The sequence below is a fragment of the Streptomyces sp. NPDC107654 genome (assembly GCF_055639035.1).
Window position 1 is genome coordinate 171768 of sequence record NZ_JBVKBI010000007.1, and the last position, 26957, is coordinate 198724.

Consider the following 26957-nt stretch of genomic DNA (forward strand, 5'->3'; position numbering starts at 1 on the left):
ATTCGCGTAGAACGGACTAGAGCGGCCGCAGCGCCGGCTCCTTCTGGACCGCCCCCAGGAGCCGGTCGAGCGCCATTTCCACGTCTTCCTTCCAGGAGAGCGTGGACCGCAGCTCCAGCCGCATCCGGGGATGCGACGGATGCTGGCGTACCGTCTTGAAGCCCACAGCCAGCAGATGGTCGGCGGGCAGCACGCAGGCGGGCTCCTTCCACCGGGCGTCTCCGAACGCCTCGATCGCCTTGAAGCCCCGGCGCAGCAGATCCTTGGCGACCGTCTGCACCAGCACCCGGCCCAGCCCCTGCCCCTGATAGCCCGGCATGACGAAGGCCGTGATCAGCTGGACGGCGTCCGGCGACACCGGGCTCGTGGGAAACGCCGTCGAGCGGGGGACGTAGGCCGGCGGAGCGTAGAGCACGAAGCCCACCGGTACGTCATCGACGTACACCACACGGCCGCACGACCCCCAGTCCAGCAGAACGGCGGAGATCCAGGCTTCCTTCTCCTGCGCGGAGGTGCCCGCCTTCACCGCTGCTTCGCCGCTGACCGGGTCCAGTTCCCAGAAGACGCATGAGCGGCAGCGATGGGGAAGGTCCTGAAGGTTGTCCAGCGTGAGCGGCACGAGCCGACGCCCCATGGAGGCTGATCCTCGCTTCCTTCGCCCGTCACGCGAACGGCTGTCCGAACGGGCAGACGGTGTCCGATGGATGTGCCCTGTCTGATCGCATCGTATCCACGATGCGATTCACTCGATACCGCCTCAAAGCAAAGAGCGGATCGTGTTCCGGTACACACCGGACACGATCCGCTCCGCCGACTCGCCGGGTGGCACCGGCCGAGGTCAGTCCTGCGGCTCCTCGCCGTCGCTCCCCTGGAGGCTCTTCTGGAGGGCCAGCTTCTCGCCGGGGGCGAGCGTGCTGAGGATCCTTTCGAGGTCGTCCGCGGAGGCGAACTCGACGGTGATCTTGCCCTTCTTCTGGCCCAGCTCGACCTTCACCCGCGTCTCGAAGCGGTCCGAGAGCCGCGTGGCCAGCTCGCTCAGCGCGGGAGAGGGCACGGAACCGGCTCGCGGGCCCCGGGAACGCGAGGCCTTCTGCGGGCGCGAGCCCATCAGCGTCACGATCTCTTCCACAGACCGCACCGAGAGCCCCTCGGCCACGATCCGGTGCGCCAGACGGTCCTGCTCCTCCGAGTCCTCGACAGACAGCAGCGCCCGGGCATGGCCGGCCGAGAGCACCCCGGCGGCTACTCGCTTCTGGACGGTCGGTGAGAGCTTCAGCAGCCGCAGGGTGTTGGAGACCTGCGGGCGGGAACGCCCGATCCGGTCGGCCAGCTGATCATGGGTGCAGTTGAAGTCCTTCAGCAGCTGATCGTAGGCAGCGGCCTCTTCAATCGGGTTCAGCTGCGCGCGGTGCAGGTTCTCCAGCAACGCGTCCAGGAGGAGCTTCTCGTCATCCGTGGCCCGGACGATCGCCGGGATGGCCTCCAGGCCGGCCTCGCGGCACGCGCGCCAGCGGCGCTCGCCCATGATCAGCTCATAGCGGCCGGGTCCCAGCTGCCGCACCACGACGGGCTGCAGAAGACCGACCTCCTTGATGGAGGTGACCAGCTCCTGCAGCGCGTCCTCGTCGAAGATCTCACGCGGCTGGCGTGGGTTCGGCGTGATGGCGTCGAGGGGAATCTCGGCGAAGTGGGCCCCCATCGGAGGCGCGGGCACTTCGGCGGCCGGGCTTGTCTGGATCGCCTCGGTCTCCTGTGCCACCGGCGGCAGCGTGGCCACCTTGGCCGCGGCCACTCCGCGGTCGGTCGTCAGCACCGGCACGGCCGCGGGAGAGGCGGATGCTCCGCCCCCCATCGCCGCCGGGGCCGGGGTCTTCTCGGTCGGGGCAGCGGGGATCAGTGCGCCGAGACCACGGCCCAGCCCCCTCCGTCGATCGCTCACTGGATCCCCTCCACCATGCTCGGGTCTTTCTGAGCGCCGATGTGGGCCTGGCCGGCGTCGTAGCTGATGCCGATGCCCTTCAGCGCGATTTCTCTGGCCGCCTCAAGATACGAGAGGGCGCCGCTCGATCCTGGATCGTAAGTCAGCACCGTCTGCCCGTAACTCGGCGCCTCGGAGATACGGACGGAGCGGGGAATGCTCGTCCGCAGCACCTCGTCGCCGAAGTGGGTGCGCACCTCTTCCGCGACCTGGGAAGCAAGACGCGTCCGGCCGTCGTACATGGTGAGCAGGATGGTCGACACATGCAGGGTGGGGTTGAGGTGCCCCCGTACCAGGTCGACGTTGCGCAGGAGTTGGCCGAGGCCCTCCAGTGCGTAGTACTCGCACTGGATCGGGATGAGGACTTCGGCGCCCGCGACGAGCGCGTTGACCGTCAGCAGGCCGAGCGAGGGCGGGCAGTCGATGAGGATGTAGTCCAACGGCTGCTCGTACGCCTGGATGGCGCGCTGCAGCCGGCTCTCCCGGGCCACCAGGGACACCAGCTCGATCTCCGCACCGGCGAGGTCGATGGTGGCGGGGGCGCAGAAGAGGCCTTCCACATCAGGAACGGGCTGGACGACCTCGGCGAGCGGCCTGCTCTCGACCAACACGTCATAGATGGACGGCACTTCGGCGTGGTGGTCGATCCCGAGCGCCGTGGACGCGTTGCCCTGGGGGTCGAGGTCGATCACCAGAACACGGCCACCGTGCAGCGCCAGCGATGCGGCAAGGTTGACGGTCGTCGTCGTCTTGCCCACGCCACCCTTCTGGTTGGCGACCACGATGATTCGGGTCTGCTCCGGGCGTGGCAGGCCTTCGCCGGCGCGGCCGAGAGCCTCCACCGCCAGTTGGGCCGCACGACCGATGGGAGTGTCGTCCATCGGAGGCGGTGTTTCACGTGAAACATCCGCCCCCATCGACTCGGTACGGGGACCGGGGACCGGATCGGTCATCGGTCCCGCGATGTTGGCGTCGGACCGCAAGGATTCACTCTCCTCGACTTCAGGCTCGCAATGAACAGAGCCTCCCATGCCATCGGGGTCGTGAACCAGTGAGGTCCGGTCTTCTGTGGAGAAATCCACCTCTGTGGACAACTCCATGCCCCTTGAGGGGGACGGGGTCTCCGGAGAGACAGAGCCTTCACGGAGGGAACCGAGAGGCTTCCGGTCGCGAGGTTCGGCCGCGGCGCGGCCACGACTGATGATGCCGTGCAGCAGTGAGCGACGTTTCACGTGAAACACGATGCACAGCGGCTGTGGCCGGACCTTCGCGACACTCCGGCTTGCCCAGGTTTGGCAGCTTGTGTGGAGTACGTCTCGTCGTCAGGACGGATCAGCGACGCCGACGTGCCCGTCCTGTCCGCGCGGCCTTGGCACGCTTCGCGGCGAAGCGCACACCACCCGGGCTCTCGCCGACCTCGACCCGTACGACCGTGGACGGCGGGTCCACCACGCCCTCACCCACATGCAGGATGGAGGTCTCCACGGCACCGAGCTTGCTGAGCGCGGTGGCAGCGGCCTTCAGCTCCTCCTCGGCGGTGTCGCCCTTGAGCGCGAGCATCTCGCCGTACGGACGCAGCAGCGGGATGCCCCAGGTGGCCAGGCGGTCCAGCGGGGCCACGGCACGGGCGGTCACCACATGGACCGGCGGCAGCTTGCCCATGACCTCCTCGGCGCGGCCGCGCACCACGGTCACATGATCCAGGCCGAGCAGCTCCACGACCTCGCTGAGGAAGTTGGTGCGCCGCAGCAGCGGCTCGAGCAGGGTGATGTTCAGGTCGTCGCGGACCAGGGCCAGCGGGATGCCCGGCAGCCCGGCACCGGAGCCCACGTCGCAGACCGTCACCCCTTCGGGGACGGCCTCGGAGAGCACCGCACAGTTCAACAGGTGCCGCTCCCACAGGCGGGGCACTTCCCGCGGGCCGATCAGGCCCCGCTGCACACCCGCCTCGGCGAGCAGCTCCGCATAGCGCACCGCATCGGCGAAGCGATCGCCGAACACTTCCCGCGCCTGCTCGGGCGCGGGGGGAAGCTCCGCTGCCTCCGTCACGGGGACCGTCCTTCCGTACAGCGCCGGCGCTTCGCGCGCCGGCCACCAGAACTACCAGGCTGACAAAGTTCGGCCCCGTCTGCGGGCAGACGGGGCCGGTGAATCGAGGGGGCCGATCAGGCGGGCAGTACGACGACGAAGCGCTGCGGCTCCTCGCCCTCGGACTCGCTGCGCAGTCCCGCGGCCTTGACCGCGTCGTGCACGACCTTGCGCTCGAACGGCGTCATCGGCTTGAGCTTCACGGGCTCGCCGCTGCTCTTCACCTCGGCGGCGGCCTTGGCACCCAGCTCGGACAGCTCGGACCGCTTCTTGGCCCGGTACTCCGCGATGTCCAGCATCAGCCGGCTGCGGTCGCCGGTCTCCCGGTGCACCGCCAGGCGCGTCAGCTCCTGCAGCGCCTCCAGCACCTCGCCGTCCCGGCCGACCAGCTTCTGCAGGTCACGGCTGCCGGTGTCGCTGATGATCGACACGGAGGCGCGGTCGGCCTCGACGTCCATGTCGATGTCGCCGTCGAGGTCGGCGATGTCCAGCAGACCCTCCAGGTAGTCCGCCGCGATCTCGCCCTCCTGCTCCAGGCGAGTGAGGGTGTCTGCACCCTCGGCAGCGGCGGAGGTGGTGCCTTCCGTCACGGGATGGGCTCCTTCTTACTTCTTGGACGGGGACTTGGGCCGCTGCGGGCCACCCTTGCGCTGGCCGGACTGGGCCTTGCTACGGGTGCCGGAGCCGGACTTCTGGGGCTGCTGGGCAGCGGACCGGGCGTCCTGCGGCTCGTCGGACTTCTCCAGCGACGGGGTGTCGCCCGCCTGCTTGGGCCCGCCCGACTGACGCTGGGACTTGCTCTGGCGCTTGGGCTGCTGGCGCCGGGCGGCGGCGGCCGTGGCCGTGGCGGTGCCGGTGCCGGTGACCGCGCCTTCCTCGCTCTGCTCCGCGGCCTGGGCCGTGCTCCTGGTCACGGTGCCGTCGGCCTGGGCGACGAGGCCGGCCTTGTTCAGCGCGTTGATGAACTTGCGCTCGAACTCGTTGCGGTCGCGGCCCTTGGTGACGATCGCCTTGACGATGACCTTCTCGCTGCGCCGGCGGATCTTGCCGTGCTGCGTGACGTGCTTGGTCAGGCGCTCCAGGTAGGCGGCCTGTGCCTTGGAACCCGGGGTCGGGTTGTTGTGGATGACGTACATCTGCTGGCCCATGGTCCACACGTTGGTGGTCAGCCAGTAGACGAGGACACCGACCGGGAAGTTCACACCGAAGACGGCGAACATGACCGGGAAGACGTACATCAGCATCTTCTGCTGCTGCATGAACGGCGTCTTCACGGTGGTGTCGACGTTCTTCGTCATCAGCTGGCGCTGCGTGTAGAACTGCGACGCCGACATCAGCACGATCATGATCGCGGTGACGACGCGGACGTCGGTCAGCGAGGCGCCGAGGGCGGTGATCTGGCTCTCGCTGCTGAAGAACTTGGCGGCCAGCGGGGCGCCGAAGATGTGGGCGTGACGGGCGCTGGCGAGCAGCGGCTCGTTGATGACGCCGATCGTCTTGCCCGTCGCGATGCCGTTGAGCACGTGGTACAGGGCGAAGAAGAACGGGGACTGCGCCAGGATGGGAAGGCACGAGGAGAGCGGGTTGGTGCCCGTCTCCTTGTACAGCTTCATCATCTCTTCGGACTGACGCTGCCGGTCGTTCTTGTAGCGCTCCTGGATCTTCTTCATCTCCGGCTGGAGCGTCTGCATCGCGCGAGTCGACTTGATCTGCTTCACGAAGAGCGGGATCAGGCAGATGCGGATCAGGATCACCAGGGACACGATGGACAGGCCCCAGGCCCATCCGGTGTCAGGGCCGAAGATCGCCCCGTACACCTTGTGGAACTGGACGATGACCCAGGAGACGGGCCAGGTGATGAAACTGAAAAGGCTGGCAATCGTGTCCACTAATCATGCTCCTTGGGCATGGGACGAGGTCTCTGCGGCCGGGCTCGAAGGAGACTCGGAAGCAAGATTCGCTCCGGTGGCCGGTTCGGCGGCGGAGGGCCCGCCCCTGCGTGCGCGCCACGCGTTGCGCAGTATGTCGTGCCACCGCGGGCGCTTACGCGGCGGAACATGGTCCACACCACCCAGCGACCACGGATTGCACCGGAGGATGCGCCAGGCGGTGAGTGCCGTGCCCTTGATCGCACCGTGCCGGTCGATGGCCGTGTAGCCGTAGTGGGAGCACGACGGGTAGTACTTGCACACCGGCCCCAGCAGCGGACTGATCGTCCACTGGTACAGCTTGATCAGGGCCAGTAGTGGGTACTTCATCGCGCGCCCCCTCCCAGCAGCCGCTCAAGAGCGGCGTCCAGGTCTCGGGCCAGCTGTGCGTGGTCTGCGTCGCCCGATCCGGGCAGCGCTCGTACGACTACCAGGCTACCGGGGGGGAACAGGGCGACTCGGTCACGCATCAGATGGCGCAGTCTGCGCTTCACTGTGTTGCGCACGACCGCGCCACCCACAGCCTTGCTCACGACGAAACCCGCACGCGTCGGGGGAGCGCTCTCCCCAGGCGCGTGCGGGTCCGTGGCACCGCTACGAAGGTGGACGACGAGGGTCGGGCGTCCGGCCCGACGACCCCGTCGTACCGCGGTCGCGAAGTCCTCGCGCCGCCTCAGCCGGTTCTCGGTGGGCAGCACGACGTCATGACCTGATCGGGATCAGGCGGACAGACGGGCGCGACCCTTGCTACGGCGGGACGCGAGAATCGCGCGGCCGGCACGGGTGCGCATACGCAGCCGGAAGCCGTGGGTCTTCGCGCGACGACGGTTGTTCGGCTGGAAGGTGCGCTTGCTCACTCGGGGGCTCCAGAAAGAATCGGTAGTGGCGGGGTGCCGTCCTGGCTGTCACCGTGCGCCCACGAGTAGCTCGCGTCACGCCCGATTGCACCGCTTCCCGATCACCTGACGTGACCTGTGCCCATCGGAGGCAGGCGGCAGCAGCCATCGACAACTCGACCTGGTTACGGTACGCGGGGCTACGCCATTCGGTCAAACCGGGGGCGGCGGGAGACACTGTCCACAGGCTGGGGACAACAACTTGAACCGTACCCGCCGCGCTGACTACCGTGGCTGGACTCCGATTCGTTCCTTTGTCCCCGCCCGAGCGGGACCGCCCCCGCCCACCCACCCGGATTTCATCCCGACCCGTCCTTCGAACCACACGTTCGTGGGACCTGTGAGAGAGCGTGCCCTGTGGCTGACGTACCTGCCGATCTTGCCGCAGTGTGGCCACGCGTACTGGAGCAGCTCCTCGGCGAGGGCCGCGGACAGGGTGTGGAGACGAAGGACGAGCACTGGATCCGGCGCTGCCAGCCCCTCGCGCTGGTCGCGGACACCGCTCTGCTCGCCGTGCCGAACGAATTCGCGAAGAACGTACTGGAGGGCCGTCTCGCACCCGTCGTGAGCGAGACCCTGAGCCGTGAGTGCGGCCGTCCCATCCGGATCGCCATCACCGTGGACGACTCGGCGGGCGAACCGCCGGCCCCCGCGACACCGCCCGCCCAGCAGGCCCCGAAGCCGCGCTACGAGGAGCCGGAGCTGCCCTCCGGGCCGTACGAGGGCTACGGCCGCCACCGCGGTGCCGAGCAGTCGCCGGGCACCGAGCCGCGTACCGAGCGCCCGCCGGCCCGCCCGGACCAGCTCCCGACCGTCCGCCCGGCCTATCCGTCCGAGTACCGCCGCCCCGAGCCCGGCGCCTGGCCGCGCTCCGGCCAGGACGACTACGGCTGGCAGCAGCCCCGGCTCGGTTTCCCCGAGCGGGATCCGTACGCCTCGCCGTCGTCCCAGGACTCCTACGGCTCCGGCGCGGACCCCTACGGCTCGTCCTCCCAGGACTACCGCCCGAAGGGCATGGACCGGCCGTCGTACGAGCAGCAGCGCGGTGACTACGACACCCCGCGCGGGGAGTACGAACCCTCCCGCCCGGACTACGACTCCGCGCGCTCCGACTACGAGCCGGCCCGGACCGAGTACGACCAGCGTGACCCGGTCCGCCGTGAGCTGTCCGAGCCGCCGGCGCACCGGGGCGGCCCCGGCCGTCCGGACATGCCCTCGACCGGCGCCCCCGGTCCGCTGGCCGCGCAGCCGGCGCCGGCGAGCGGCCCCGGTGAGCCGACCGCGCGCCTGAACCCGAAGTACCTGTTCGACACGTTCGTCATCGGCGCCTCCAACCGCTTCGCGCACGCGGCTGCGGTCGCGGTCGCCGAGGCACCCGCGAAGGCGTACAACCCCCTGTTCATCTACGGGGAGTCCGGGCTCGGCAAGACGCACCTGCTGCACGCGATCGGGCACTACGCGCGCAGCCTCTACCCGGGCACGCGCGTGCGCTACGTCAGCTCGGAGGAGTTCACCAACGAGTTCATCAACTCCATCCGCGACGGCAAGGGCGACAGCTTCCGCAAGCGGTACCGCGAGATGGACATCCTGCTCGTCGACGACATCCAGTTCCTCGCGGACAAGGAGTCGACGCAGGAGGAGTTCTTCCACACCTTCAACACGCTCCACAACGCCAACAAGCAGATCGTGCTCTCCAGCGACCGGCCGCCCAAGCAGCTGGTCACGCTGGAGGACCGGCTGCGCAACCGTTTCGAGTGGGGCCTGATCACCGACGTCCAGCCGCCGGAGCTGGAGACGCGTATCGCGATCCTCCGCAAGAAGGCGGTGCAGGAGCAGCTCAACGCCCCGCCGGAGGTGCTGGAGTTCATCGCCTCCCGCATCTCGCGCAACATCCGTGAGCTGGAGGGCGCGCTGATCCGGGTGACGGCGTTCGCCTCGCTCAACCGGCAGCCGGTGGACCTGGGCCTGACCGAGATCGTCCTGAAGGACCTGATCCCCGGGGGCGAGGACTCGACGCCGGAGATCACCGCGACGGCCATCATGGCGGCGACCGCGGACTACTTCGGGCTCACGGTCGAGGACCTGTGCGGCAGCTCGCGGGGCCGGCAGCTGGTCACGGCCCGGCAGATCGCCATGTACCTATGCCGGGAGCTGACGGACCTGTCGCTGCCGAAGATCGGGGCGCAGTTCGGGGGGCGGGACCATACGACGGTCATGCACGCCGACCGGAAGATCCGGGCGCTGATGGCCGAGCGGCGCTCGATCTACAACCAGGTCACCGAGCTGACCAACCGCATCAAGAACGGCTGAAGCCACGGCCGTACTGCGACGCGCCACGCCGTAGGGCGCCCCGGGACACGCTTCCGGGGCGCCCTTTCGCATCCCCGGGAGCAGTCCGAGCGGCCCCGCAACGGCCCCGCAACGCCCCTGCGACGGCCCCAGGGCGACTCCGAGTGCACCACGACCACCCTGCCCCCCTGAGCGGCAGTCAGCGTTGCCCCGCGGCGGCGCTCACGGTCACTCCCAGCGACCCCGCGGTGCCGCGCAGCGCCCTCGACGGGGCCTCCAGTGCCCCCGGGAAGCACACCTGGCGGGCCGGGGGGGTTCCTCCGGCGTCATCCGGTGTTCGATTACTTGCCGGGTTACGGCCACTCTCCACAGATTCGGTGACTTTCTTCCGTCCACATCCTGGGGACTGCGGAGTTGTCCCGAACTGTGTCCACAGGGAAGCTGGCTCCGCGGCTTCTGCGCAGCTCAGAGGCCTGTGGAATCGTGGACGAACGATCTCCACAGGCTGTGGACAACGCCAAGATCAACAACCCGGCCGCGGAGTTGTCCACCGTCGCCCCACAGGTTGGGGGCGGTTGTCCCCAGCGATCGGCCCCTTCTCCACAGCGCTGTCCACTGTTCGGCAACCCGACGCCCCCACTCACGGCTTCGAGTGAAAGGCGTCACAGGAAGTTGCCGGGTTGGGGTGTGGGAAACCGGGGTATTCCTGGGGACACAGCTGGGGAGAACTGCCCTCAGCCTGTGGGCGCCGTGTGCAGAACTTTCTGTTCTCCACAGAAGGCCCCGGTTGTCCACCGCCTCCACCCACAGGGTCGGTGGATAAAAAAGCTGCGCTGAGCTGGGCAAACGTGGTTATCCACGGTATCCACAGGCCCTACTACTACTCCCGACTAGAGAAGGCTCGGGAATCGCTTTGAAGCGGGGCCTGTGCACAACTCGCTGCTTCGCGCCCGGCTGCCCCTCGGACCGACTTGACCCCGACGGGCACCTACTGTCAGTGCCGTGCGTCAGACTGGTCCCCGGTGTCCTCCCCGTCGCAGTGGGGCGTGACACCGAGTCGGAGGACTCAGTAGCAACAGCAGGAGGCGGCTTACGGTGAAGATCCGGGTGGAACGCGACGTACTCGCGGAGGCAGTGGCCTGGGCGGCACGCAGCCTCCCGGCCCGTCCGCCGGCGCCTGTCCTCGCCGGCCTGCTGCTGAAGGCGGAGGACGGTCAGCTGAGCCTGTCGAGCTTCGACTACGAGGTCTCCGCGCGTGTGAACGTCGAGGCGGAGGTCGAGGAGGAGGGCACCGTCCTCGTCTCCGGCCGGCTGCTCGCCGACATCTCCCGAGCCCTCCCCAACCGCCCGGTGGAGATTTCCACAGACGGTGTACGGGCGACCGTGGTGTGCGGCTCCTCGCGGTTCACCCTCCACACCCTGCCCGTGGAGGAGTACCCGGCGCTGCCGCAGATGCCGAACGCGACCGGCACGGTGCCCGGCGAGGTCTTCGCCGCCGCCGTCTCCCAGGTGGCCATCGCGGCCGGCCGGGACGACACGCTGCCGGTGCTCACGGGTGTGCGCATCGAGATCGAGGGCGACACGGTCACCCTGGCCTCCACCGACCGCTACCGCTTCGCGGTCCGCGAGTTCCTGTGGAAGCCGGAGAACCCGGACGCCTCCGCCGTCGCCCTGGTCCCGGCCAAGACGCTGCTGGACACCGCGAAGTCACTGGGCGCCGGGGACAGCGTCACGCTGGCGCTGTCCGGTTCCGGTGCCGGTGAGGGCCTGATCGGCTTCGAGGGCGCCGGGCGGCGTACGACGACGCGCCTGCTCGAGGGCGACCTGCCGAAGTACCGGACGCTGTTCCCGACCGAGTTCAACTCCGTCGCCGTGATCGAGACCGCGCCGTTCGTGGAGGCCGTGAAGCGTGTGGCGCTGGTGGCCGAGCGGAACACGCCGGTCCGGCTGAGCTTCGAGCAGGGCGTGCTGATCCTGGAGGCCGGGTCGAGCGACGACGCACAGGCTGTGGAAAGGGTCGACGCGCAGCTGGAGGGCGACGACATCTCGATCGCCTTCAACCCCACGTTCCTGCTGGACGGTCTGAGCGCGATCGACTCGCCGGTGGCGCAGCTGTCGTTCACCACGTCCACGAAGCCGGCGCTGCTCAGCGGCAAGCCGGCGGTGGACGCCGAGGCCGACGACGCGTACAAGTACCTGATCATGCCGGTGCGGCTCAGCGGCTGACGTTCCCGGTGGCCGAGGTTCTCCACAGCTGTGGACGGTTCCGGGTGCCCGGTGTGGATACCCGGAACTGTGCAAGGCCGGTCGGGCGCCCGTCGCTTCGGCGGGCCGCAGTCACGTCCTCGCAGGTCAGCGGGGCATCGCATGAGCGCGTATGCCCACAGCTGTGCAGGCATGGTCGGGTTTAGGCTCGGCTCGGCACTGCGGTGCCTGTCACGCCACACAGCGACCTAAGGACACAACTGATGGAGCTCGGTCTCGTCGGCCTCGGCAAGATGGGCGGCAACATGCGCGAGCGGATCCGCCGCGCGGGCCACACCGTCATCGGATACGACCGCAACGCGGACGTCGCGGACGTCCACAGCCTGGAAGAGCTTGTGGGCAAGCTCAGCGGCCCGCGCGTGGTCTGGGTGATGGTCCCGGCCGGCGAGCCCACCCAGTCGACCGTCGACCAGCTCGCCGAGCTGCTGCAGCCCGGCGACGTGGTCGTGGACGGCGGCAACTCCCGCTGGACGGACGACGAGAAGCACGCCGAGCAGCTGGCCGCCAAGGGCATAGGCTTCGTGGACTGCGGCGTCTCCGGCGGCGTCTGGGGCCTGGAGAACGGGTACGCGCTGATGTACGGCGGCGACGCCGAGCACGTCGCCAAGGTGCAGCCGGTCTTCGACGCGCTGAAGCCGGAGGGCGACTTCGGTGCGGTGCACGCGGGCAAGGTCGGCGCGGGCCACTTCGCGAAGATGGTCCACAACGGCATCGAGTACGCCATGATGCAGGCCTACGCCGAGGGCTGGGAGCTGCTGGAGAAGGTCGACTCCGTCACGGACGTCCGCGAGGTGTTCCGGTCGTGGCAGGAGGGCACCGTCATCCGGTCCTGGCTGCTGGACCTCGCGGTCAACGCCCTCGACGAGGACGAGCACCTGGACGGCCTGCGCGGTTATGCACAGGACTCCGGCGAGGGACGCTGGACTGTGGAGGCCGCCATCGACAACGCGGTTCCGCTGCCGGCGATCACCGCGTCGCTGTTCGCTCGGTTCGCCTCCCGTCAGGAGGACTCGCCGCAGATGAAGATGATCGCCGCGCTGCGCAACCAGTTCGGCGGTCACGCCGTAGAGAAGAAGTAGTCCACAGGGTCGCCCCCGCGATCCACAACCCTGGGGGAGGTCGGCGCACGACCATGCACGTCACGCATCTCTCGCTGGCCGACTTCCGCTCGTACGCCCGGGCCGAGGTTCCGCTCGACCCGGGTGTCACCGCCTTCGTCGGCCCCAACGGGCAGGGCAAGACCAACCTCGTGGAGGCGGTCGGGTACCTGGCGACGCTCGGCAGCCACCGGGTCGCCTCCGACGCGCCCCTGGTGCGCATGGGCGCCGAGCGGGCGGTGATCCGGGCGCAGATCCGGCAGGGCGAGCGGCAGCAGCTGATCGAGCTGGAGCTGAACCCGGGGAAGGCCAACCGCGCCCGCGTCAACCGGTCCTCGCAGGTCAGGCCGCGGGACGTGCTGGGGATCGTACGGACCGTGCTGTTCGCGCCCGAGGACCTCGCCCTCGTCAAGGGGGACCCGGGCGAGCGGCGGCGGTTCCTGGACGAGCTGATCACCGCACGGTCGCCGCGGATGGCGGGGGTCCGCTCCGACTACGAGCGGGTGCTCAAGCAGCGCAACACCCTGCTGAAGACCGCTGCCCTCGCGCGGCGGCACGGCGGCCGGACGGGGACGGACCTCTCCACGCTCGACGTGTGGGACCAGCACCTCGCGCGCGCGGGCGCGGAGCTGCTGGCGCAGCGGATGGATCTGATCGCCGCGCTGCGGCCGCTGGCCGACAAGGCGTACGAGCAGCTGGCTCCCGGCGGCGGTCCGGTGGCGCTGGAGTACAAGCCGTCGGCGCCGGGTGAGGCGCACACGCGCGAGGAGCTGTACGCGCAGCTGACGGCGGCGTTGGCGGAGGCGCGGAAGCAGGAGATCGAGCGGGGTGTCACCCTCGTCGGCCCGCACCGGGACGACCTGGTGCTCAAGCTCGGTCAGCTGCCCGCCAAGGGGTACGCCTCGCACGGCGAGTCCTGGTCCTACGCGCTGGCGCTGCGACTGGCCTCGTACGACCTGTTGCGGGCCGAGGGCAACGAGCCGGTGCTGATCCTGGACGACGTCTTCGCCGAGCTGGACGCCCGCCGCCGCGAGCGGCTGGCGGAGCTGGTCGCGCCCGGCGAGCAGGTGCTGGTCACGGCGGCTGTGGACGACGACGTGCCGCACGTGCTGGCCGGTGCCCGGTACGCGGTGGCGGACGGGGCGGTGGAGCGCGTATGAGCGCCGACAAGCCCGCCCCGGACAAGAAGGACCCCTCCGGTGTCGACCTCGCGCGCGTGGCGTTGCGCGCGGCGAGGGAGCAGGCACGCGCGCGTGGGGACGCGGCGCGGCAGAAGAAGCAGGCGCGCAGGGGTGGCGGGCTGCGCTCCGGCGCGCGGGCCGACGGCCGGGACCCGATGGCGCTCGGTGCGGCGATCAACCGGCTGATCACCGAGCGGGGCTGGGAGGCGCCGGCCGCGGTGGGCGGGGTGATGGGCCGCTGGCCGCAGATCGTCGGCGAGGACCTGGCCAAGCACTGTGTGCCGCAGCGGTACGACGAGGACGAGCGCGTGCTGGTCGTGCAGTGCGACTCGACGGCCTGGGCCACCCAGCTGCGCCACCTGGCGCCCGCGTTGGTCGCCCGCCTCAACGAGGACCTGGGGCACGGCACCGTCCGGATGATCAAGGTGCTGAACCCGGGCGGCCCTGCCCGCCGCTACGGCCCGCTGCGGGCCCCGGGGAGTACGGGTCCCGGCGATACGTACGGGTGACGTACCTCACGTCCTGACGTCGGCGAGGGTGCCGCCGAACCTCTTTCCGCCCCTCCGTGCGGGCGTCGTACGGGTGTCTCGGCATGCCCGGATCCCGGCGGGGATCGCCATCTGACCCGGGAGTAGCCAAGGGTTGACGGCTCGAAGCGCTGAGTGCCGCTGTGAGCCCCTCGCAGCCCCCTTCCGCATATCGGGACCCGGCCGAGACCGGTTGAGGGCGGCACATGGGGGCTCAGGTACCGGCAAACCCCCATCGATGTCAGTGCTACCGGTAGACTGGAAGACAATCCCGCCCCAATGTGGGGACCGCCCGGGAAAAGCTGAGCAACGCTGATCAAGGCTTACCAACGCAACATGCCGCAGCCGCTCCGGCAACCTGCCGACGAGCCCGGCTCGTGCTGTGCCAGAAAGGGCGCTTCGTGGCCGATTCCGGCAACCCCAACGAGAACATCCCGTCCACCGACGCCGGCGTGAACGCCGAGGCCCCGGAGCCCGCCGCGGCCTCCGCGTCCTATGACGCCAGCGCCATCACCGTGCTCGAAGGGCTGGACGCGGTCCGCAAGCGGCCCGGCATGTACATCGGCTCCACGGGCGAGCGCGGTCTGCACCACCTGGTGTACGAGGTCGTCGACAACTCGGTCGACGAGGCGCTGGCCGGTTACGCGGACACCATCGACGTGACGATCCTCGCCGACGGCGGCGTGCGCGTCGTCGACAACGGCCGTGGCATCCCGGTGGGCATCGTGCCCTCCGAGGGCAAGCCGGCCCTCGAGGTCGTGCTGACCGTGCTGCACGCGGGCGGCAAGTTCGGCGGCGGCGGGTACGCCGTCTCCGGTGGTCTGCACGGTGTCGGTGTGTCCGTCGTGAACGCGCTGTCGACCAAGGTCGCCGTCGAGGTGAGGACCGACGGTCACCGCTGGACGCAGGACTACAAGATGGGCGTGCCGACGGCGCCCCTCGTCAAGCACGAGGCGATCGAGGAGACCGGCACGTCGGTCACCTTCTGGGCCGACCCGGAGATCTTCGAGACCACCGAGTACTCCTTCGAGACGCTGTCGAGGCGTTTCCAGGAGATGGCGTTCCTCAACAAGGGCCTGACGATCCGGCTCACCGACGAGCGGGAGTCGGCGAAGGCGGTCGCCGGCGCGGACGAGGCGGGGGCCGACGAGAAGGCCGAGGTCAAGACCGTCACGTACCACTACGAGGGCGGCATCGTCGACTTCGTGAAGTACCTCAACTCCCGCAAGGGGGAGGCGGTTCACCCGACGGTCGTCTCGCTGGAGGCCGAGGACAGGGACAAGAGCCTGTCCCTCGAGGTCGCCATGCAGTGGAACAGTGGCTACAGCGAGGGTGTGTACTCCTTCGCGAACATCATCCACACCCACGAGGGCGGTACGCACGAGGAGGGCTTCCGGGCCGCGCTGACGTCGCTGATCAACAAGTACGCGCGCGACAAGAAGCTGCTCCGCGAGAAGGACGACAACCTCACCGGTGACGACATCCGTGAGGGTCTGACGGCGATCATCTCGGTCAAGCTGAGCGAGCCGCAGTTCGAGGGCCAGACGAAGACCAAGCTGGGCAACACGGAGGCCAAGACCTTCGTGCAGAAGGCGGTCTACGAGCACCTCAACGACTGGCTGGACCGCAACCCGGTCGAGGCCGCGGACATCGTCCGCAAGGGCATCCAGGCGGCCACCGCGCGCGTGGCGGCCCGCAAGGCCCGCGACCTGACCCGCCGCAAGGGCCTGCTGGAGTCGGCGTCGCTGCCGGGCAAGCTCTCCGACTGCCAGTCGAACGACCCGACCAAGTGCGAGATCTTCATCGTCGAGGGTGACTCCGCCGGCGGCTCGGCCAAGTCCGGCCGCAACCCGCAGTACCAGGCGATCCTCCCGATCCGCGGCAAGATCCTCAACGTGGAGAAGGCCAGGATCGACAAGATCCTGCAGAACCAGGAGATCCAGGCGCTGATCTCGGCCTTCGGCACGGGCGTGCACGAGGACTTCGACATCGAGAAGCTCCGCTACCACAAGATCATCCTGATGGCGGACGCCGACGTCGACGGCCAGCACATCAGCACCCTGCTGCTGACCTTCCTGTTCCGCTTCATGCGGCCGCTGGTCGAGGCCGGGCACGTGTACCTGTCCCGTCCCCCGCTGTACAAGATCAAGTGGGGCCGGGACGACATCGAGTACGCCTACTCGGACCGCGAGCGTGACGCGCTGATCGAGATGGGCCGCCAGCGCGGCAAGCGGGTCCGCGAGGACTCGATCCAGCGGTTCAAGGGTCTCGGCGAGATGAACGCCGAGGAGCTGCGCGTGACCACCATGGACCAGGAGCACCGCGTTCTCGGCCAGGTCACCCTGGACGACGCCGCGCAGGCCGACGACCTGTTCTCGGTCCTGATGGGCGAGGACGTCGAGGCCCGGCGCCAGTTCATCCAGCGCAACGCCAAGGACGTCCGCTTCCTCGACATCTGAGTCGGTCTCAGCTGACCGCACCAGGAAGGATCTTCACCAGCAATGGCCGACGAGAACACTCCCGTCACCCCTGAAGAGGGCGGCGAACTCGCGATGCGTGTCGAGCCCGTCGGGCTCGAGACGGAGATGCAGCGCTCGTACCTCGACTACGCGATGTCCGTCATCGTGTCCCGCGCGCTCCCCGACGTCCGGGACGGTCTCAAGCCCGTCCACCGCCGCGTGCTGTACGCGATGTACGACGGCGGCTACCGCCCCGAGCGCGGTTTCTACAAGTGCGCCCGCGTCGTCGGCGACGTCATGGGCAACTACCACCCGCACGGCGACTCCTCGATCTACGACGCGCTGGTGCGCCTCGCCCAGCCGTGGTCGATGCGGATGCCGCTGGTGGACTCCAACGGCAACTTCGGCTCCCCGGGCAACGACCCGGCGGCGGCGATGCGCTACACCGAGTGCAAGATGGCGCCGCTGTCGATGGAGATGGTCCGGGACATCGACGAGGAGACCGTCGACTTCACGGACAACTACGACGGCCGCTCCCAGGAGCCGACCGTCCTGCCGGCCCGCTTCCCGAACCTGCTGATCAACGGCTCGGCCGGTATCGCGGTCGGCATGGCGACCAACATCCCGCCGCACAACCTGCGCGAGGTCGCGGCCGGCGCCCAGTGGTACCTGGAGAATCCCGAGGTCTCCCACGAGGAGCTGCTGGACGCGCTCATGGAGCGCATCAAGGGCCCCGACTTCCCGACCGGCGCGCTGGTCGTGGGCCGCAAGGGCATCGAGGAGGCGTACCGCACCGGGCGCGGCTCCATCACGATGCGCGCGGTGGTCGAGGTCGAGGAGATCCAGGGCCGGCAGTGCCTGGTGGTGACCGAGCTGCCGTACCAGGTGAACCCGGACAACCTGGCGCAGAAGATCGCCGACCTGGTGAAGGACGGCAGGATCGGCGGGATCGCGGACGTCCGCGACGAGACGTCGTCCCGTACCGGCCAGCGCCTGGTGATCGTCCTCAAGCGGGACGCGGTCGCCAAGGTCGTGCTGAACAACCTGTACAAGCACACCGACCTGCAGACGAACTTCGGCGCCAACATGCTGGCGCTGGTCGACGGTGTGCCGCGCACGCTGTCCCTGGACGCGTTCATCCGCCACTGGGTGACGCACCAGATCGAGGTCATCGTCCGCCGGACGAAGTTCCGGCTGCGCAAGGCCGAGGAGCGGGCGCACATCCTGCGCGGTCTGCTGAAGGCCCTGGACGCCATCGACGAGGTCATCGCACTGATCCGGCGCAGTGACACCGTCGACGTCGCGCGCACCGGCCTGATGGACCTGCTGGAGATCGACGAGATCCAGGCCAACGCGATCCTGGAGATGCAGCTGCGGCGCCTGGCGGCCCTGGAGCGGCAGAAGATCGTCCAGGAGCACGACGAGCTCCAGGCGAAGATCAACGAGTACAACGAGATCCTCGCCTCGCCGGTCCGCCAGCGCGGGATCGTCAGCGAGGAGCTGGCCGCGATCGTCGAGAAGTACGGCGACGACCGCCAGACCAAGCTGATCCCGTACGAGGGCGACATGTCCATCGAGGACCTGATCGCCGAGGAGGACATCGTCGTCACCGTCACGCGCGGCGGGTACGTCAAGCGGACGAAGACGGACGACTACCGGGCGCAGAAGCGCGGCGGCAAGGGCGTGCGGGGTACGAAGCTGAAGGAAGACGACATCGTCGACCACTTCTTCGTCTCCACCACGCACCACTGGCTGCTGTTCTTCACCAACAAGGGCCGGGTGTACCGGGCGAAGGCGTACGAGCTGCCGGAGGCCGGCCGGGACGCGCGCGGCCAGCACGTGGCGAACCTGCTCGCCTTCCAGCCGGACGAGGCGATCGCGGAGATCCTCGCCATCCGTGACTACGAGGCGGCGCCGTACCTGGTGCTCGCCACCAAGTCCGGGCTGGTCAAGAAGACGCCTCTGAAGGATTACGATTCGCCCCGCTCCGGTGGTGTCATCGCCATCAACCTGCGCGAGCGGGAGGACGGCACGGACGACGAACTGATCGGTGCCGAGCTGGTGTCGGCCGATGACGATCTCCTTCTGGTCAGCAGGAAGGCCCAGTCGATCCGGTTCACCGCCTCGGACGAGTCGCTCCGCCCGATGGGCCGGGCCACCTCCGGCGTCAAGGGGATGAGTTTCCGGGAGGGCGACGAGCTTCTCTCGATGAATGTGGTGCGACCCGGTACGTTCGTGTTCACTGCCACCGACGGTGGGTACGCGAAGCGGACCGCCGTCGACGAGTACCGCGTCCAGGGTCGCGGCGGCCTCGGCATCAAGGCCGCCAAGATCGTGGAGGACCGTGGTTCGCTCGTCGGCGCGCTGATTGTCGAGGAGCACGACGAGATCCTCGCTATCACCCTCTCCGGCGGTGTGATTCGTACGCGAGTCAGCGAGGTCAGGGAGACGGGCCGTGACACCATGGGCGTCCAACTGATCAACCTGGGCAAGCGCGATGCCGTGGTCGGTATCGCACGTAACGCCGAGGCGGGGCGCGAGGCGGAGGAGGTCGACGGCGATGTGGCCGTGGACGAGACCGCCGAGGACGCCGCGACCGCCGGCACGGACGAGGGTGAGGCACCCTCGGCCGAGTAGCACGAGGAGTGAGTCATCGTGAGCGGAGCCACGGGCGCCGGATCGGCCGGTACCTCGACGGGTACGGAAACGGACGGCGGCGGCCGTGGCTCCGCCGCGCGTGCGGGGAGCGCGAGCGATCCGCACACGACCAACCTGAAGCCGGTGAAGGCTTCCGTGGCGGAGTCCTCCGGCACACAGGAATCCCAGCAGGAGTCCCAGGGGGGAATCGTGGCGGACACCCGAGGCCCGGCCGCGGCCGGTGAGACGCGGTCGGCGTCGCCGCTTCCCGGCGAGCGGCACGCGGAGGAGCCGGCCGGGCCCTACCACCCGCCGCAGGCCTATCCGGCGCAGGCGCCCGCCGGCGCGGTGCGCAAGCCCCGTACGGGGGTGCGGCCGACGGCGCCGCGGACCCGCAAGGCGCGGCTGCGGGTGGCCAAGGCCGACCCGTGGTCGGTGATGAAGGTCAGCTTCCTGCTGTCGATCGCGTTCGGCATCTGCACGATCGTCGCCTCGGCGGTGCTGTGGATGGTCCTGGACGCGATGGGCGTGTTCTCGACGGTCGGCGGCACGATCTCGGAGGCGACGGGCTCGAACGAGGCGAACGGCTTCGACCTGCAGGCGTTCCTCTCGCTCCCCCACGTCCTGACCTTCACGACGATCATCGCGGTCATCGACGTCGTCCTGGCGACCGCGCTGGCGACGCTCGGCGCGTTCATCTACAACCTCTCGGCGGGCTTCGTGGGAGGCGTCGAGCTGACCCTGGCCGAGGACGAGTGACCCCCGGACCAGCGGCGTTCCGACGGCCCCCGACAACGGATTTTGGGACTGAGCCGGTCGTGCGCTAACCTTCAGGAGTCAGCGCGCGGGACACACACCGCAGAGCGCGGCGGGGCTATAGCTCAGTTGGTTAGAGCGCATCCCTGATAAGGATGAGGCCACAGGTTCAAATCCTGTTAGCCCCACCAGCACGAAGACCCCCAGTCGAGAGCGGCTGGGGGTTTTTGACATCCACGGCCGACACCAGCCGATGAGCGGATCTTCGGAAGCCCGGCGAGCATGCCCACCGCTTCGCGTTCACTGGGGCCCACGACGTGCGTGGTGTGCCGGGCGAGGCGGACCGTCCTCCGGCGAACGTCGGCGCGCTTGACGAGCCGATCGAAGGTGCGGGAGAAGCCCACCGGATCGATCACGCGACCGCGCTCCGCCCGGTGTGCTCCCGGCCCCGCGGCGCGCTGCGCTCCTGCCTTCGGCCCGCCGCGCGCACGCCGGGGGGCGCCGTTTCCGCCCGCAGGTCCGTTGTGACGTGTGAGATGGAGCCACCCATTTGGCCTAACGGTCCCGGCGGACGCAAAGCCCGGGAATTGGGCTCAATCGCGCATTTGCAGGGCGTTGTGCGCCTGGTGGAGTTGCATGCCTGTGCGGCATCACCCGGTATGGGTACAAGAACCCATCCATGGGGGATCCAGGGAGGAACTATGCGTCGCACGACTGTGGGTGCTCTCCTGGCAGCCACTCTCCTCGCGGGACCTGCTGCGGCCACCGCGGAAGCGCAGGCGCCGGTGATGAGCCAGGTGACCACCGCGCAGGCCACGCAGAGCCAAGCGCAGGACGACAACAACAAGGACGATGACGACGGTGGGTGGGGTCTTTGGGGCCTCGCCGGTCTTCTGGGTCTGCTTGGTCTCGTCCCTCGTCGACGGAAGACACACGACACGGGAACCCATCGCGGTACAGGGACCGGCGGCGCGCACACCAGTGATCGCCTCTGAGGCAGACGCCTGTCGGCACGGCCTTCTTGGACACGAAGACCCCCAGTCGATACCGGCCGGGGGTCTTCGGCGTTCATGGCCGACTTCAGTCGGGGAGCGGACCTCGCGGGAGCTCGGCGAGCCGGCAGGACGGCACGGGCCCGGGGTGGCGGTGGCTCGCCGAGCCCCGGCCGCGAAGGAGCCGGGGTCAGGAGGTGCGCGCCGTGACCGTCCCCGGCGCCTTGCCCCGGTCGGTCTCGTCCTGCACGAGCAGGGACAGCAGGGAGGCCACGGACAGGCCGGCCTCCGCGGGATGGCGGAGGACCTTGTCCGGCTCGATGCGGTAGGTGTTCGTCCGTCCGTCACGCGTATGGGAGAGGTAACCGTCCTCTTCAAGGTCGGAAATGATGCGCTGGACGGCACGCTCCGTGAGTCGGCAGCGGGCAGCGATGTCGCGGATCCGCGCGTTCGGGTTGTCGGCGATGGCTGCCAGTACGCGTGCGTGGCTCGTAATGAACGTCCATCCCCGGTGAGGTTCGGGCACTCCAACCATGACCCGTATTTTAGGGGCCCACCATTGCCGACCACACATACGTGACATACTTTTCCGGTAACTGTTGACGTGCTCCGCGTCGAAGCGCCACGGAAGGAGCCCCGAAGGTGTCCTGGGATGAAGCCGTTATGCCGACGCTCACGAGTGGCGCTGGTGAGAAGCAGGGGTCTGACGGGGCCGGTGAGTCCGGGCCGGTGACCGAGTTGCGTCAGTACGAGCGGAACGGCGCCTGGGTCATCGTCGCCCACGGGGCCTACGACGTGCACTCGACCCCGCCCCTGGCGGAGTCACTGGCCGCGGCCGTCAGAACGCATCCGAAGGTGATCCTGGACGCCTCCGGTGTCGACTTCGCGGACTCGTCGTTCCTGAATCTGTTGATCCTCACCCATCACACGGGCGCCCTGCGGGTGGCCGCGCCGCGGGCGCAGCTGCGGCGGCTGTTCGCGATCACCGGAACCGACACCGTGCTGGACATACACGAGACCGTGGACGACGCCGCCCTCTCCTGAAGCCCCCTGGTCAATGCCGTTGCGCTTTTCCCCGGTCGGCCTACGATCGGCGGATGACCTTGGAATGGGAACAGGTAATCGTCCACTCGGCGGACCCGGTGGCCCTGGGGCAGTGGTGGGCCGAGGCTCTGGGATGGGTCGTCGTCCATGCCGACGACGACGAGTTCGAGATCCGTCCGGCGCCGGACCGCCTGCCGGGGCTGGACTTCGTCCGGCTCGACGAGGCCAGGAAGGCCAAGAGCCGGCTGCATCTCGACTTCCGGCCCGACGACCAGGCCGCCGAGGTGGCCCGCCTGGAGGCTCTGGGCGCGAAGCGGGTCGACATCGGCCAGGGCGAGCAGTCGTGGGTGGTCCTGGCGGACCCCGAAGGCAACGAGTTCTGCGTCCTCGGCCAACGGCCTCAGGCCGACGGCGGCGGCGACAAGGCCTGAAAAAAAGGCCCGACCGCTGGCGACGGGGGATGCACCAGCGATCGGGCTATGGCCAAGGGTAACAAGGTTGTCGGTTCCGTGGGGCCAAGTCCGGCGGGAAACAGGGATGTTGGCCGATCATCGCCCGCACGGGGGGTCGTAGGAGAGGCGGGGCAGGTACTCGTGCCAGCGGCGCGGGGTGAGGACGCCCCGGGTCACCGAGCAGATGTGCCGGATCGCCGCGTCGTCGTCCAGGCTCCACAGGCGGACCGTGTCGGTGCCGCTGGAGACGCCGAGGACATGGCGGGTGGGGCTGAAGGCGAGGAAGGTGCCCGTCGTGGCGTTCGGGCTCATCGACTGGCCGATCGGGGAGGCCTCGGCGGGGTCGGTGACGTTCCACAGGCGGACCGTGTTGTCGTTGCCTCCGCTGGCCAGCGTGGCGCCCCCGGGGCTGAACGTCAGGGAGGTGACCGCCTCGGTGTGGCCGGTGAGCGGGTCCCCCAGGGCGCTCGCCTCGGCGGGGTCGGTGACGTCCCACAGGCGGACCGTGTCGTCGTCGCTGCCGCTGGCCAGGGTGTGTCCGTCCGGGCTGAAGGCGAGCGCGTTGACCGGACCGGAGTGGGCCGGGAGCGGCCGCCCCAGCGGGACGGTACGGGCGGGCACGGTGACGTTCCACAGCCGGATGGTGAGGTCCGCGCTGCCGCTGGCCAGGGTGTGTCCGTCGGGGCTGAAGGCGAGGGCGTTGACGTAGCCGCGGTGGCCGGTGAGCGGCTTGCCGAGCGGGGTGGCGCGGGCGGGGTCGGTGACGTTCCACAGCTGGATGGTGCGGTCGTCGTAGGCCGTGGCGAGCACCTTCCCGTCCGGGCTGTACGCCAGCGTGCGCGGGCCGGCGAAGCGGGTGCGCAGGGCGCGGGAGGCGGCGCGGACCGGGTGGGACGGGTCGGTGACGTCCCACAGGTACAGCGTGCTCATGCCGTTCAGTACGGCGAGGGTACGGCCGTCGGGGGAGAACATCATCGAACGGTGGCCTCCGTCGCTCCGCATGAACGGCGCGCCCAGCGCCACGGGCCGGCCGGGAGAGGCCACGTTCCACAGCCGGACCCTGCCGTCGCGCGAGGCCGTGGCGAGCACCTTCCCGTCCGGGCGGAACGCCCCGTTGCGCCCGATCATGTCCGAGGTCGGTACCGACCACAGCCGCGCCTTGCCGTCACCGCTGCCGGTGGCGAGGGTCCGGCCGTCCGGGCTGAACCCCAGGGCGTACATCTCACCGCTGCTGCCCGCCAGCGGCTCGCCGACCTGCGAGGGGGAGCGGGGGTCGCTCACGTTCCACAGGCTGGCCGTGCTGTCGGCGCTGGCGGCGGCGAGTCTGCCGCCGTCGGGGCTGAAGGCCACGGACCAGATGGGTCCGGTGTGTCCGGTCAGCGGTGGGCCGAGCGGGGACGGGCGCGCCGGGTCGCGCAGGTTCCACAGCCGGATGGTGTCGTCCGCGCTGCCGCTGGCGAGGGTGCGTCCGTCGGGGCTGAAGGCGACCGAGTGCACGAGGTCGGTGTGGCCGGTCAGGGCCGTGGGGATGCGCCGGGGGCGGCCGGGGTCGGAGGTGTTCCAGAGCAGGATCCGCTCGTCGTCACCGCCCGCCGCGAGGGTGCGCCCGTCGGGGCTGAACGCCACGCAGCGCACCGCGGCACTGTGGCCGCGCAGCGTCCCGGAGGCCGTCGGCCGGCGCGGGTCGGCCACGTTCCACAGGCGTACGGTGTGGTCCTCGCCGGCGGAGGCCATAGTGCGGCCGTCCGGACTGAAGGCGACCAGGTAGATCGTTCCCTTGTGGCCGGTGAGGGGCCGGCCGAGCCGAACCGGGCGCGCGGGGTCGGTGACGTCCCACAGCCGGATCGTGCCGTCGTCCCCCGCGCTGGCCAGGGTGTGTCCGTCCGGACTGAAGACGGCACTGCTCACCCAGCTGGTGTGCGCGGTGAGCGGCCTCCCGAGCGGGGCCGGACGGTGCGGGTCGGTGATGTCCCACAGCCGGACCGTGCGGTCGTAGCTGGCCGTGGCCAGGGTGTGCCCGTCCGGGCTGAACGAGGTGAGGTAGACGGCACCGGTGTGGCCGGACAGCGGGGTGGCCAGCGGCGCGTTCACGATCGAGATCAGACGGCTGTACGTGCCCTCGTCCCCGGGCCGCAGCCGGTGCGCGACCAGATCGAGCTGGGCGGCCAGCGACGGATCCGTGTGCTGCACCCGGTCGGCCTCGGCGAGGACCTGCTCGAACACGGCGTCGTCGCGCTGCTTCCAGGCGATCACCGCGGAACCGGCGGCGAGCACGGCCAGCGCCACCAGCGCCGCCACCGCGGCCCGGCTCAGCCACACCGTGCGCTTGCGCAGCCGTACCGAGGCGGCCAGGAACTCCACCGCGCTGCGGGTCAGGTAGGTGTCCCCGGCCGACCGGGCCCAGCTGCGGGCCTGCTCCAGCCGGGACCCCCGGTACAGCAGCGAGCTGTCCCGGCCGGAGTCCTCCCAGGCCCGGCCGTCCTCCTCGAGGCGCTGGCGCAGCAGGTGGTCGCCGCGGCCCTCGTCGATCCAGTGCCGCAGCCGGGGCCAGGCGTGCAGCAGCGCCTCGTGGGTGATCTCCACGGTGTCCGCGTCCAGCGTCACCAGCCGGGCCCGGACCAGGGCCTCCAGCGACTCCTCCGTCTTGCCGGGGTCGGCCGACTCCTCCGCCAGCTGCCGCCGGGTGCCGCGCCGGCGGGTGGCCTGGGTGTCCTCGCCGAGCCGGACCAGCCGCAGCAGGAGCAGCCGGGCGGCGGTACGGGCCGCCGGGTCCAGTCCGGACCAGGCCCGCTCGGCGGTCGCGGCGACCGCGCCCTGGATCCCGCCGGCCGCGCGGTAGCCGGCCAGCGTCAGCCGTCCGGCCTTCCGGCGCTGCCAGGTGGCCAGCAGAGCGTGCGACAGCAGGGGGAGCACGCCCGCGTCGTGCGCGCCGCGCGGGCCGTCGGCGCTGACCTCGCGCACGATCAGCTCGGCGAGCCCCGGCTCCAGTTCCAGGCCCACCGCCTTGGCCGGACCGGTCACCGCCTCGCGCAGCTCGGTGCCGGTCAGCGGGCCGAGCACCATGTGCCGGTGCTGGAGCGCGTCGGCCAGTTCCGGATAGCCGAGGCACTGCTCGTAGAAGTCGGCGCGGATGCCGAGGACGACCTGGACGGGGGCGGGTCCGGCGGAGCCGTCGGGCGGGGTGCAGGCCGCGTGCAGGAGCTGGATGAAGGTACGGCGGTCCGCCTCGTCGGCGCAGAGGGTGAACGCCTCCTCGAACTGGTCCACGATGACGACCGGCCGGACGTCCGGGCCGGCGGCACGGCCCGCCCAGTCCGCGACCGCCTCGCGCACGGCGCGGGCCAGGTGCGGGGCGTCACCGCCGGGCAGCGCCGGGTTCCGCGAGGCCCCCCGCTCGGCCCCGCGCGCCTCGGCGGTGACGGCGGCCAGCTCCGGGACCCGGCGCACCAGCTCGCCGAGCGGATCGGCACCGGGGACGAACTGCAGGACGGGGTCGGGCGGGGCGGCGGGGGACGGCGGGCCGGGCGGGGGGCCGGCGGCGGAGTCGGGGGTCGAGCCGGGGGTCGAGTCGGGGGGTGTGGGCGCGGGAACGGCCGCTGGAACGGACTCGGGTGAGGGGGAGGCCTGGGGGGAGAGGGCGCCGCCGCGGATCGCGGGGACCAGGCCGGCGTTCAGCAGGGAGGACTTCCCCGCTCCCGAGGCGCCGACCAGCATCACCAGCCCGCCCGACCGCTCGGCCGCGCGGAGCTGGGCGACGAGGGCGTTCGTACTGCGTTCGCGGCCGAAGAACCAGCGGGCGTCCTCCCGCCGGTACGGGGCCAGGCCCCGGTAGGGACACACGCCACCGGCGACCGGCGGGGCCTGGGCCGGTGGCCGCCGGTTCTCCTCCGAGGGCGGCGCGGGCCGGTCGGCGGCCGGCCCGGCCAGCGCCAGCTCCCACAGCCGCTGCCAGTGGGCGAGGTCGTACAGGCCGGCGGAGACCGGAGCGGGCCGCAGCCGGCGCGCCTCCGGGATCAGGATCTGCAGGACGGCCGCGAGGGCGGCGAACTGGGCCGGTACGTTCCGGGCCCGACGCCAGTCGCTGATCCGCTGCGCCGACACCCGCACGGGCCGGCCGCGCTCGTCCGTCCTCTGCAGTCGTACGACCGCCTCGGCGACGCTCTTCAGGGGAGGATTTCCGGCCTCCTTGTACAGCAGCGCGAGGCGCTCGGCGAAGGCTGTGCGTGCCCCTGAGTCGGAACTCAAGGTCCCACCCCTTACTCTCCAGCGCGTGTGGACGTCCGGACCGGAAAACTCACCTTATACGGCTGACCTGCGGTGAAGAGCTGGTCCGGAAACCGGAACCTCCTCTGCGGAGGCGACAGATGG

General features: G+C 70.0%; 22 protein-coding genes and 1 tRNA gene. 12 read left to right on the forward strand and 11 right to left on the reverse strand.

Annotated features, from left to right (window positions below; translation table 11 throughout):
• Positions 1-16: 16 nt before the first annotated feature.
• The 9 genes from ACZ7N4_RS15265 to rpmH form a co-directional block, all read right to left on the reverse strand.
• Positions 17-634, reverse strand: a complete 618-nt coding sequence (locus ACZ7N4_RS15265; RefSeq protein ID WP_471358351.1) for a GNAT family N-acetyltransferase — start codon at positions 632-634, stop codon at positions 17-19.
• A 204-nt stretch (positions 635-838) separates the two neighbouring features.
• Positions 839-1939, reverse strand: a complete 1101-nt coding sequence (locus ACZ7N4_RS15270; RefSeq protein WP_471358354.1) for a ParB/RepB/Spo0J family partition protein — start codon at positions 1937-1939, stop codon at positions 839-841.
• On the reverse strand, positions 1936-3009 hold the full coding sequence (locus ACZ7N4_RS15275) for a ParA family protein (protein WP_471358797.1): 1074 nt from the start codon (positions 3007-3009) through the stop codon (positions 1936-1938). The genes ACZ7N4_RS15270 and ACZ7N4_RS15275 overlap by 4 nt, the downstream gene beginning before the upstream one ends.
• 301 nt (positions 3010-3310) lie before the next feature.
• Positions 3311-4027 carry a 16S rRNA (guanine(527)-N(7))-methyltransferase RsmG gene (gene rsmG / locus ACZ7N4_RS15280; protein ID WP_467929418.1) on the reverse strand — a complete coding sequence of 239 codons (717 nt, stop codon included), beginning with the start codon at positions 4025-4027 and terminating at the stop codon, positions 3311-3313.
• Positions 4028-4143: 116 nt separating this feature from the next.
• Positions 4144-4656, reverse strand: coding sequence for a Jag family protein (locus tag ACZ7N4_RS15285; protein WP_030344365.1), 513 nt, complete (start codon positions 4654-4656; stop codon positions 4144-4146).
• A gap of 15 nt (positions 4657-4671) precedes the next feature.
• Positions 4672-5955, reverse strand: a complete 1284-nt coding sequence (yidC, locus tag ACZ7N4_RS15290; protein ID WP_471358358.1) for a membrane protein insertase YidC — start codon at positions 5953-5955, stop codon at positions 4672-4674.
• Between the two features lie 3 nt (positions 5956-5958).
• Positions 5959-6324, reverse strand: a complete 366-nt coding sequence (gene yidD / locus ACZ7N4_RS15295; RefSeq protein WP_471358360.1) for a membrane protein insertion efficiency factor YidD — start codon at positions 6322-6324, stop codon at positions 5959-5961.
• Positions 6321-6692, reverse strand: a complete 372-nt coding sequence (gene rnpA, locus ACZ7N4_RS15300; RefSeq protein ID WP_225100362.1) for a ribonuclease P protein component — start codon at positions 6690-6692, stop codon at positions 6321-6323. Before rnpA ends, yidD begins: the two co-directional genes overlap by 4 nt.
• 21 nt (positions 6693-6713) lie before the next feature.
• On the reverse strand, positions 6714-6851 hold the full coding sequence (gene rpmH, locus ACZ7N4_RS15305) for a 50S ribosomal protein L34 (RefSeq protein WP_003956500.1): 138 nt from the start codon (positions 6849-6851) through the stop codon (positions 6714-6716).
• A gap of 396 nt (positions 6852-7247) precedes the next feature.
• Here rpmH and dnaA point away from each other — a divergent pair, with 396 nt between their 5' ends.
• The 10 genes from dnaA to ACZ7N4_RS15355 all read left to right on the forward strand — a co-directional run bounded on the left by dnaA (position 7248) and on the right by ACZ7N4_RS15355 (position 21096).
• Positions 7248-9200 (forward strand): chromosomal replication initiator protein DnaA, encoded by a 1953-nt coding sequence (gene dnaA / locus ACZ7N4_RS15310; RefSeq protein WP_471358365.1) that lies wholly within the window; start codon positions 7248-7250, stop codon positions 9198-9200.
• 1074 nt (positions 9201-10274) lie between these two features.
• Positions 10275-11405, forward strand: a complete 1131-nt coding sequence (dnaN, locus tag ACZ7N4_RS15315; RefSeq protein WP_059250041.1) for a DNA polymerase III subunit beta — start codon at positions 10275-10277, stop codon at positions 11403-11405.
• Positions 11406-11647: 242 nt separating this feature from the next.
• A complete protein-coding gene (gnd, locus tag ACZ7N4_RS15320) occupies positions 11648-12523 on the forward strand; it encodes a phosphogluconate dehydrogenase (NAD(+)-dependent, decarboxylating) (protein ID WP_471358367.1) in 876 nt (291 codons plus the stop codon).
• A gap of 53 nt (positions 12524-12576) precedes the next feature.
• Positions 12577-13701, forward strand: a complete 1125-nt coding sequence (gene recF / locus ACZ7N4_RS15325; protein WP_471358370.1) for a DNA replication/repair protein RecF — start codon at positions 12577-12579, stop codon at positions 13699-13701.
• Positions 13698-14231, forward strand: coding sequence for a DciA family protein (locus ACZ7N4_RS15330; RefSeq protein WP_471358372.1), 534 nt, complete (start codon positions 13698-13700; stop codon positions 14229-14231). Before recF ends, ACZ7N4_RS15330 begins: the two co-directional genes overlap by 4 nt.
• Positions 14232-14626: 395 nt before the next feature.
• Complete coding sequence (gene gyrB / locus ACZ7N4_RS15335; RefSeq protein ID WP_471358375.1) at positions 14627-16708, forward strand: DNA topoisomerase (ATP-hydrolyzing) subunit B; 2082 nt, start codon at positions 14627-14629, stop codon at positions 16706-16708.
• 42 nt (positions 16709-16750) lie between these two features.
• A complete protein-coding gene (gyrA, locus tag ACZ7N4_RS15340) occupies positions 16751-19345 on the forward strand; it encodes a DNA gyrase subunit A (protein WP_471358376.1) in 2595 nt (864 codons plus the stop codon).
• 18 nt (positions 19346-19363) lie between these two features.
• The gene (locus tag ACZ7N4_RS15345) at positions 19364-20104 is read left to right on the forward strand and encodes a DUF3566 domain-containing protein (protein WP_471358379.1); all 741 of its coding nucleotides are present in this window, start codon (positions 19364-19366) and stop codon (positions 20102-20104) included.
• Between the two features lie 111 nt (positions 20105-20215).
• A tRNA-Ile gene (locus tag ACZ7N4_RS15350) sits at positions 20216-20292 on the forward strand.
• 510 nt (positions 20293-20802) lie between these two features.
• Positions 20803-21096 (forward strand): WGxxGxxG family protein, encoded by a 294-nt coding sequence (locus ACZ7N4_RS15355; protein ID WP_471358381.1) that lies wholly within the window; start codon positions 20803-20805, stop codon positions 21094-21096.
• A 187-nt stretch (positions 21097-21283) separates the two neighbouring features.
• Here ACZ7N4_RS15355 and ACZ7N4_RS15360 read toward each other — a convergent pair whose 3' ends face one another.
• On the reverse strand, positions 21284-21628 hold the full coding sequence (locus tag ACZ7N4_RS15360) for a helix-turn-helix transcriptional regulator (RefSeq protein ID WP_471358383.1): 345 nt from the start codon (positions 21626-21628) through the stop codon (positions 21284-21286).
• A gap of 194 nt (positions 21629-21822) precedes the next feature.
• Between ACZ7N4_RS15360 and ACZ7N4_RS15365 the strand changes: the two genes are divergently transcribed.
• Both ACZ7N4_RS15365 and ACZ7N4_RS15370 read left to right on the forward strand, forming a co-directional pair.
• Entirely contained in the window at positions 21823-22137 is a 315-nt protein-coding gene (locus ACZ7N4_RS15365) for an STAS domain-containing protein (RefSeq protein ID WP_471358385.1), read from the forward strand.
• A gap of 53 nt (positions 22138-22190) precedes the next feature.
• Complete coding sequence (locus ACZ7N4_RS15370; protein ID WP_471358388.1) at positions 22191-22568, forward strand: VOC family protein; 378 nt, start codon at positions 22191-22193, stop codon at positions 22566-22568.
• A 117-nt stretch (positions 22569-22685) separates the two neighbouring features.
• Here the strand turns inward: ACZ7N4_RS15370 and ACZ7N4_RS15375 are convergent, their stop codons facing one another.
• Positions 22686-26834, reverse strand: coding sequence for an nSTAND1 domain-containing NTPase (locus ACZ7N4_RS15375; protein WP_471358392.1), 4149 nt, complete (start codon positions 26832-26834; stop codon positions 22686-22688).
• Between the last annotated feature and the right edge of the window lie 123 nt (positions 26835-26957).

Excerpts from the sequence above, each read along its gene's own strand:
- ACZ7N4_RS15265 (WP_471358351.1), bottom strand. The coding sequence starts at position 634 with ATGGGGCGTCGGCTCGTGCCGCTCACGCTGGACAACCTTCAGGACCTT.
- ACZ7N4_RS15275 (WP_471358797.1), bottom strand. The coding sequence starts at position 3,009 with ATGGGAGGCTCTGTTCATTGCGAGCCTGAAGTCGAGGAGAGTGAATCC.
- yidD (WP_471358360.1), bottom strand. The coding sequence starts at position 6,324 with ATGAAGTACCCACTACTGGCCCTGATCAAGCTGTACCAGTGGACGATC.
- gnd (WP_471358367.1), top strand. The coding sequence starts at position 11,648 with ATGGAGCTCGGTCTCGTCGGCCTCGGCAAGATGGGCGGCAACATGCGC.
- recF (WP_471358370.1), top strand. The coding sequence starts at position 12,577 with ATGCACGTCACGCATCTCTCGCTGGCCGACTTCCGCTCGTACGCCCGG.
- ACZ7N4_RS15330 (WP_471358372.1), top strand. The coding sequence starts at position 13,698 with ATGAGCGCCGACAAGCCCGCCCCGGACAAGAAGGACCCCTCCGGTGTC.
- gyrA (WP_471358376.1), top strand. The coding sequence starts at position 16,751 with ATGGCCGACGAGAACACTCCCGTCACCCCTGAAGAGGGCGGCGAACTC.
- ACZ7N4_RS15355 (WP_471358381.1), top strand. The coding sequence starts at position 20,803 with ATGCGTCGCACGACTGTGGGTGCTCTCCTGGCAGCCACTCTCCTCGCG.
- ACZ7N4_RS15360 (WP_471358383.1), bottom strand. The coding sequence starts at position 21,628 with ATGGTTGGAGTGCCCGAACCTCACCGGGGATGGACGTTCATTACGAGC.
- ACZ7N4_RS15370 (WP_471358388.1), top strand. The coding sequence starts at position 22,191 with ATGACCTTGGAATGGGAACAGGTAATCGTCCACTCGGCGGACCCGGTG.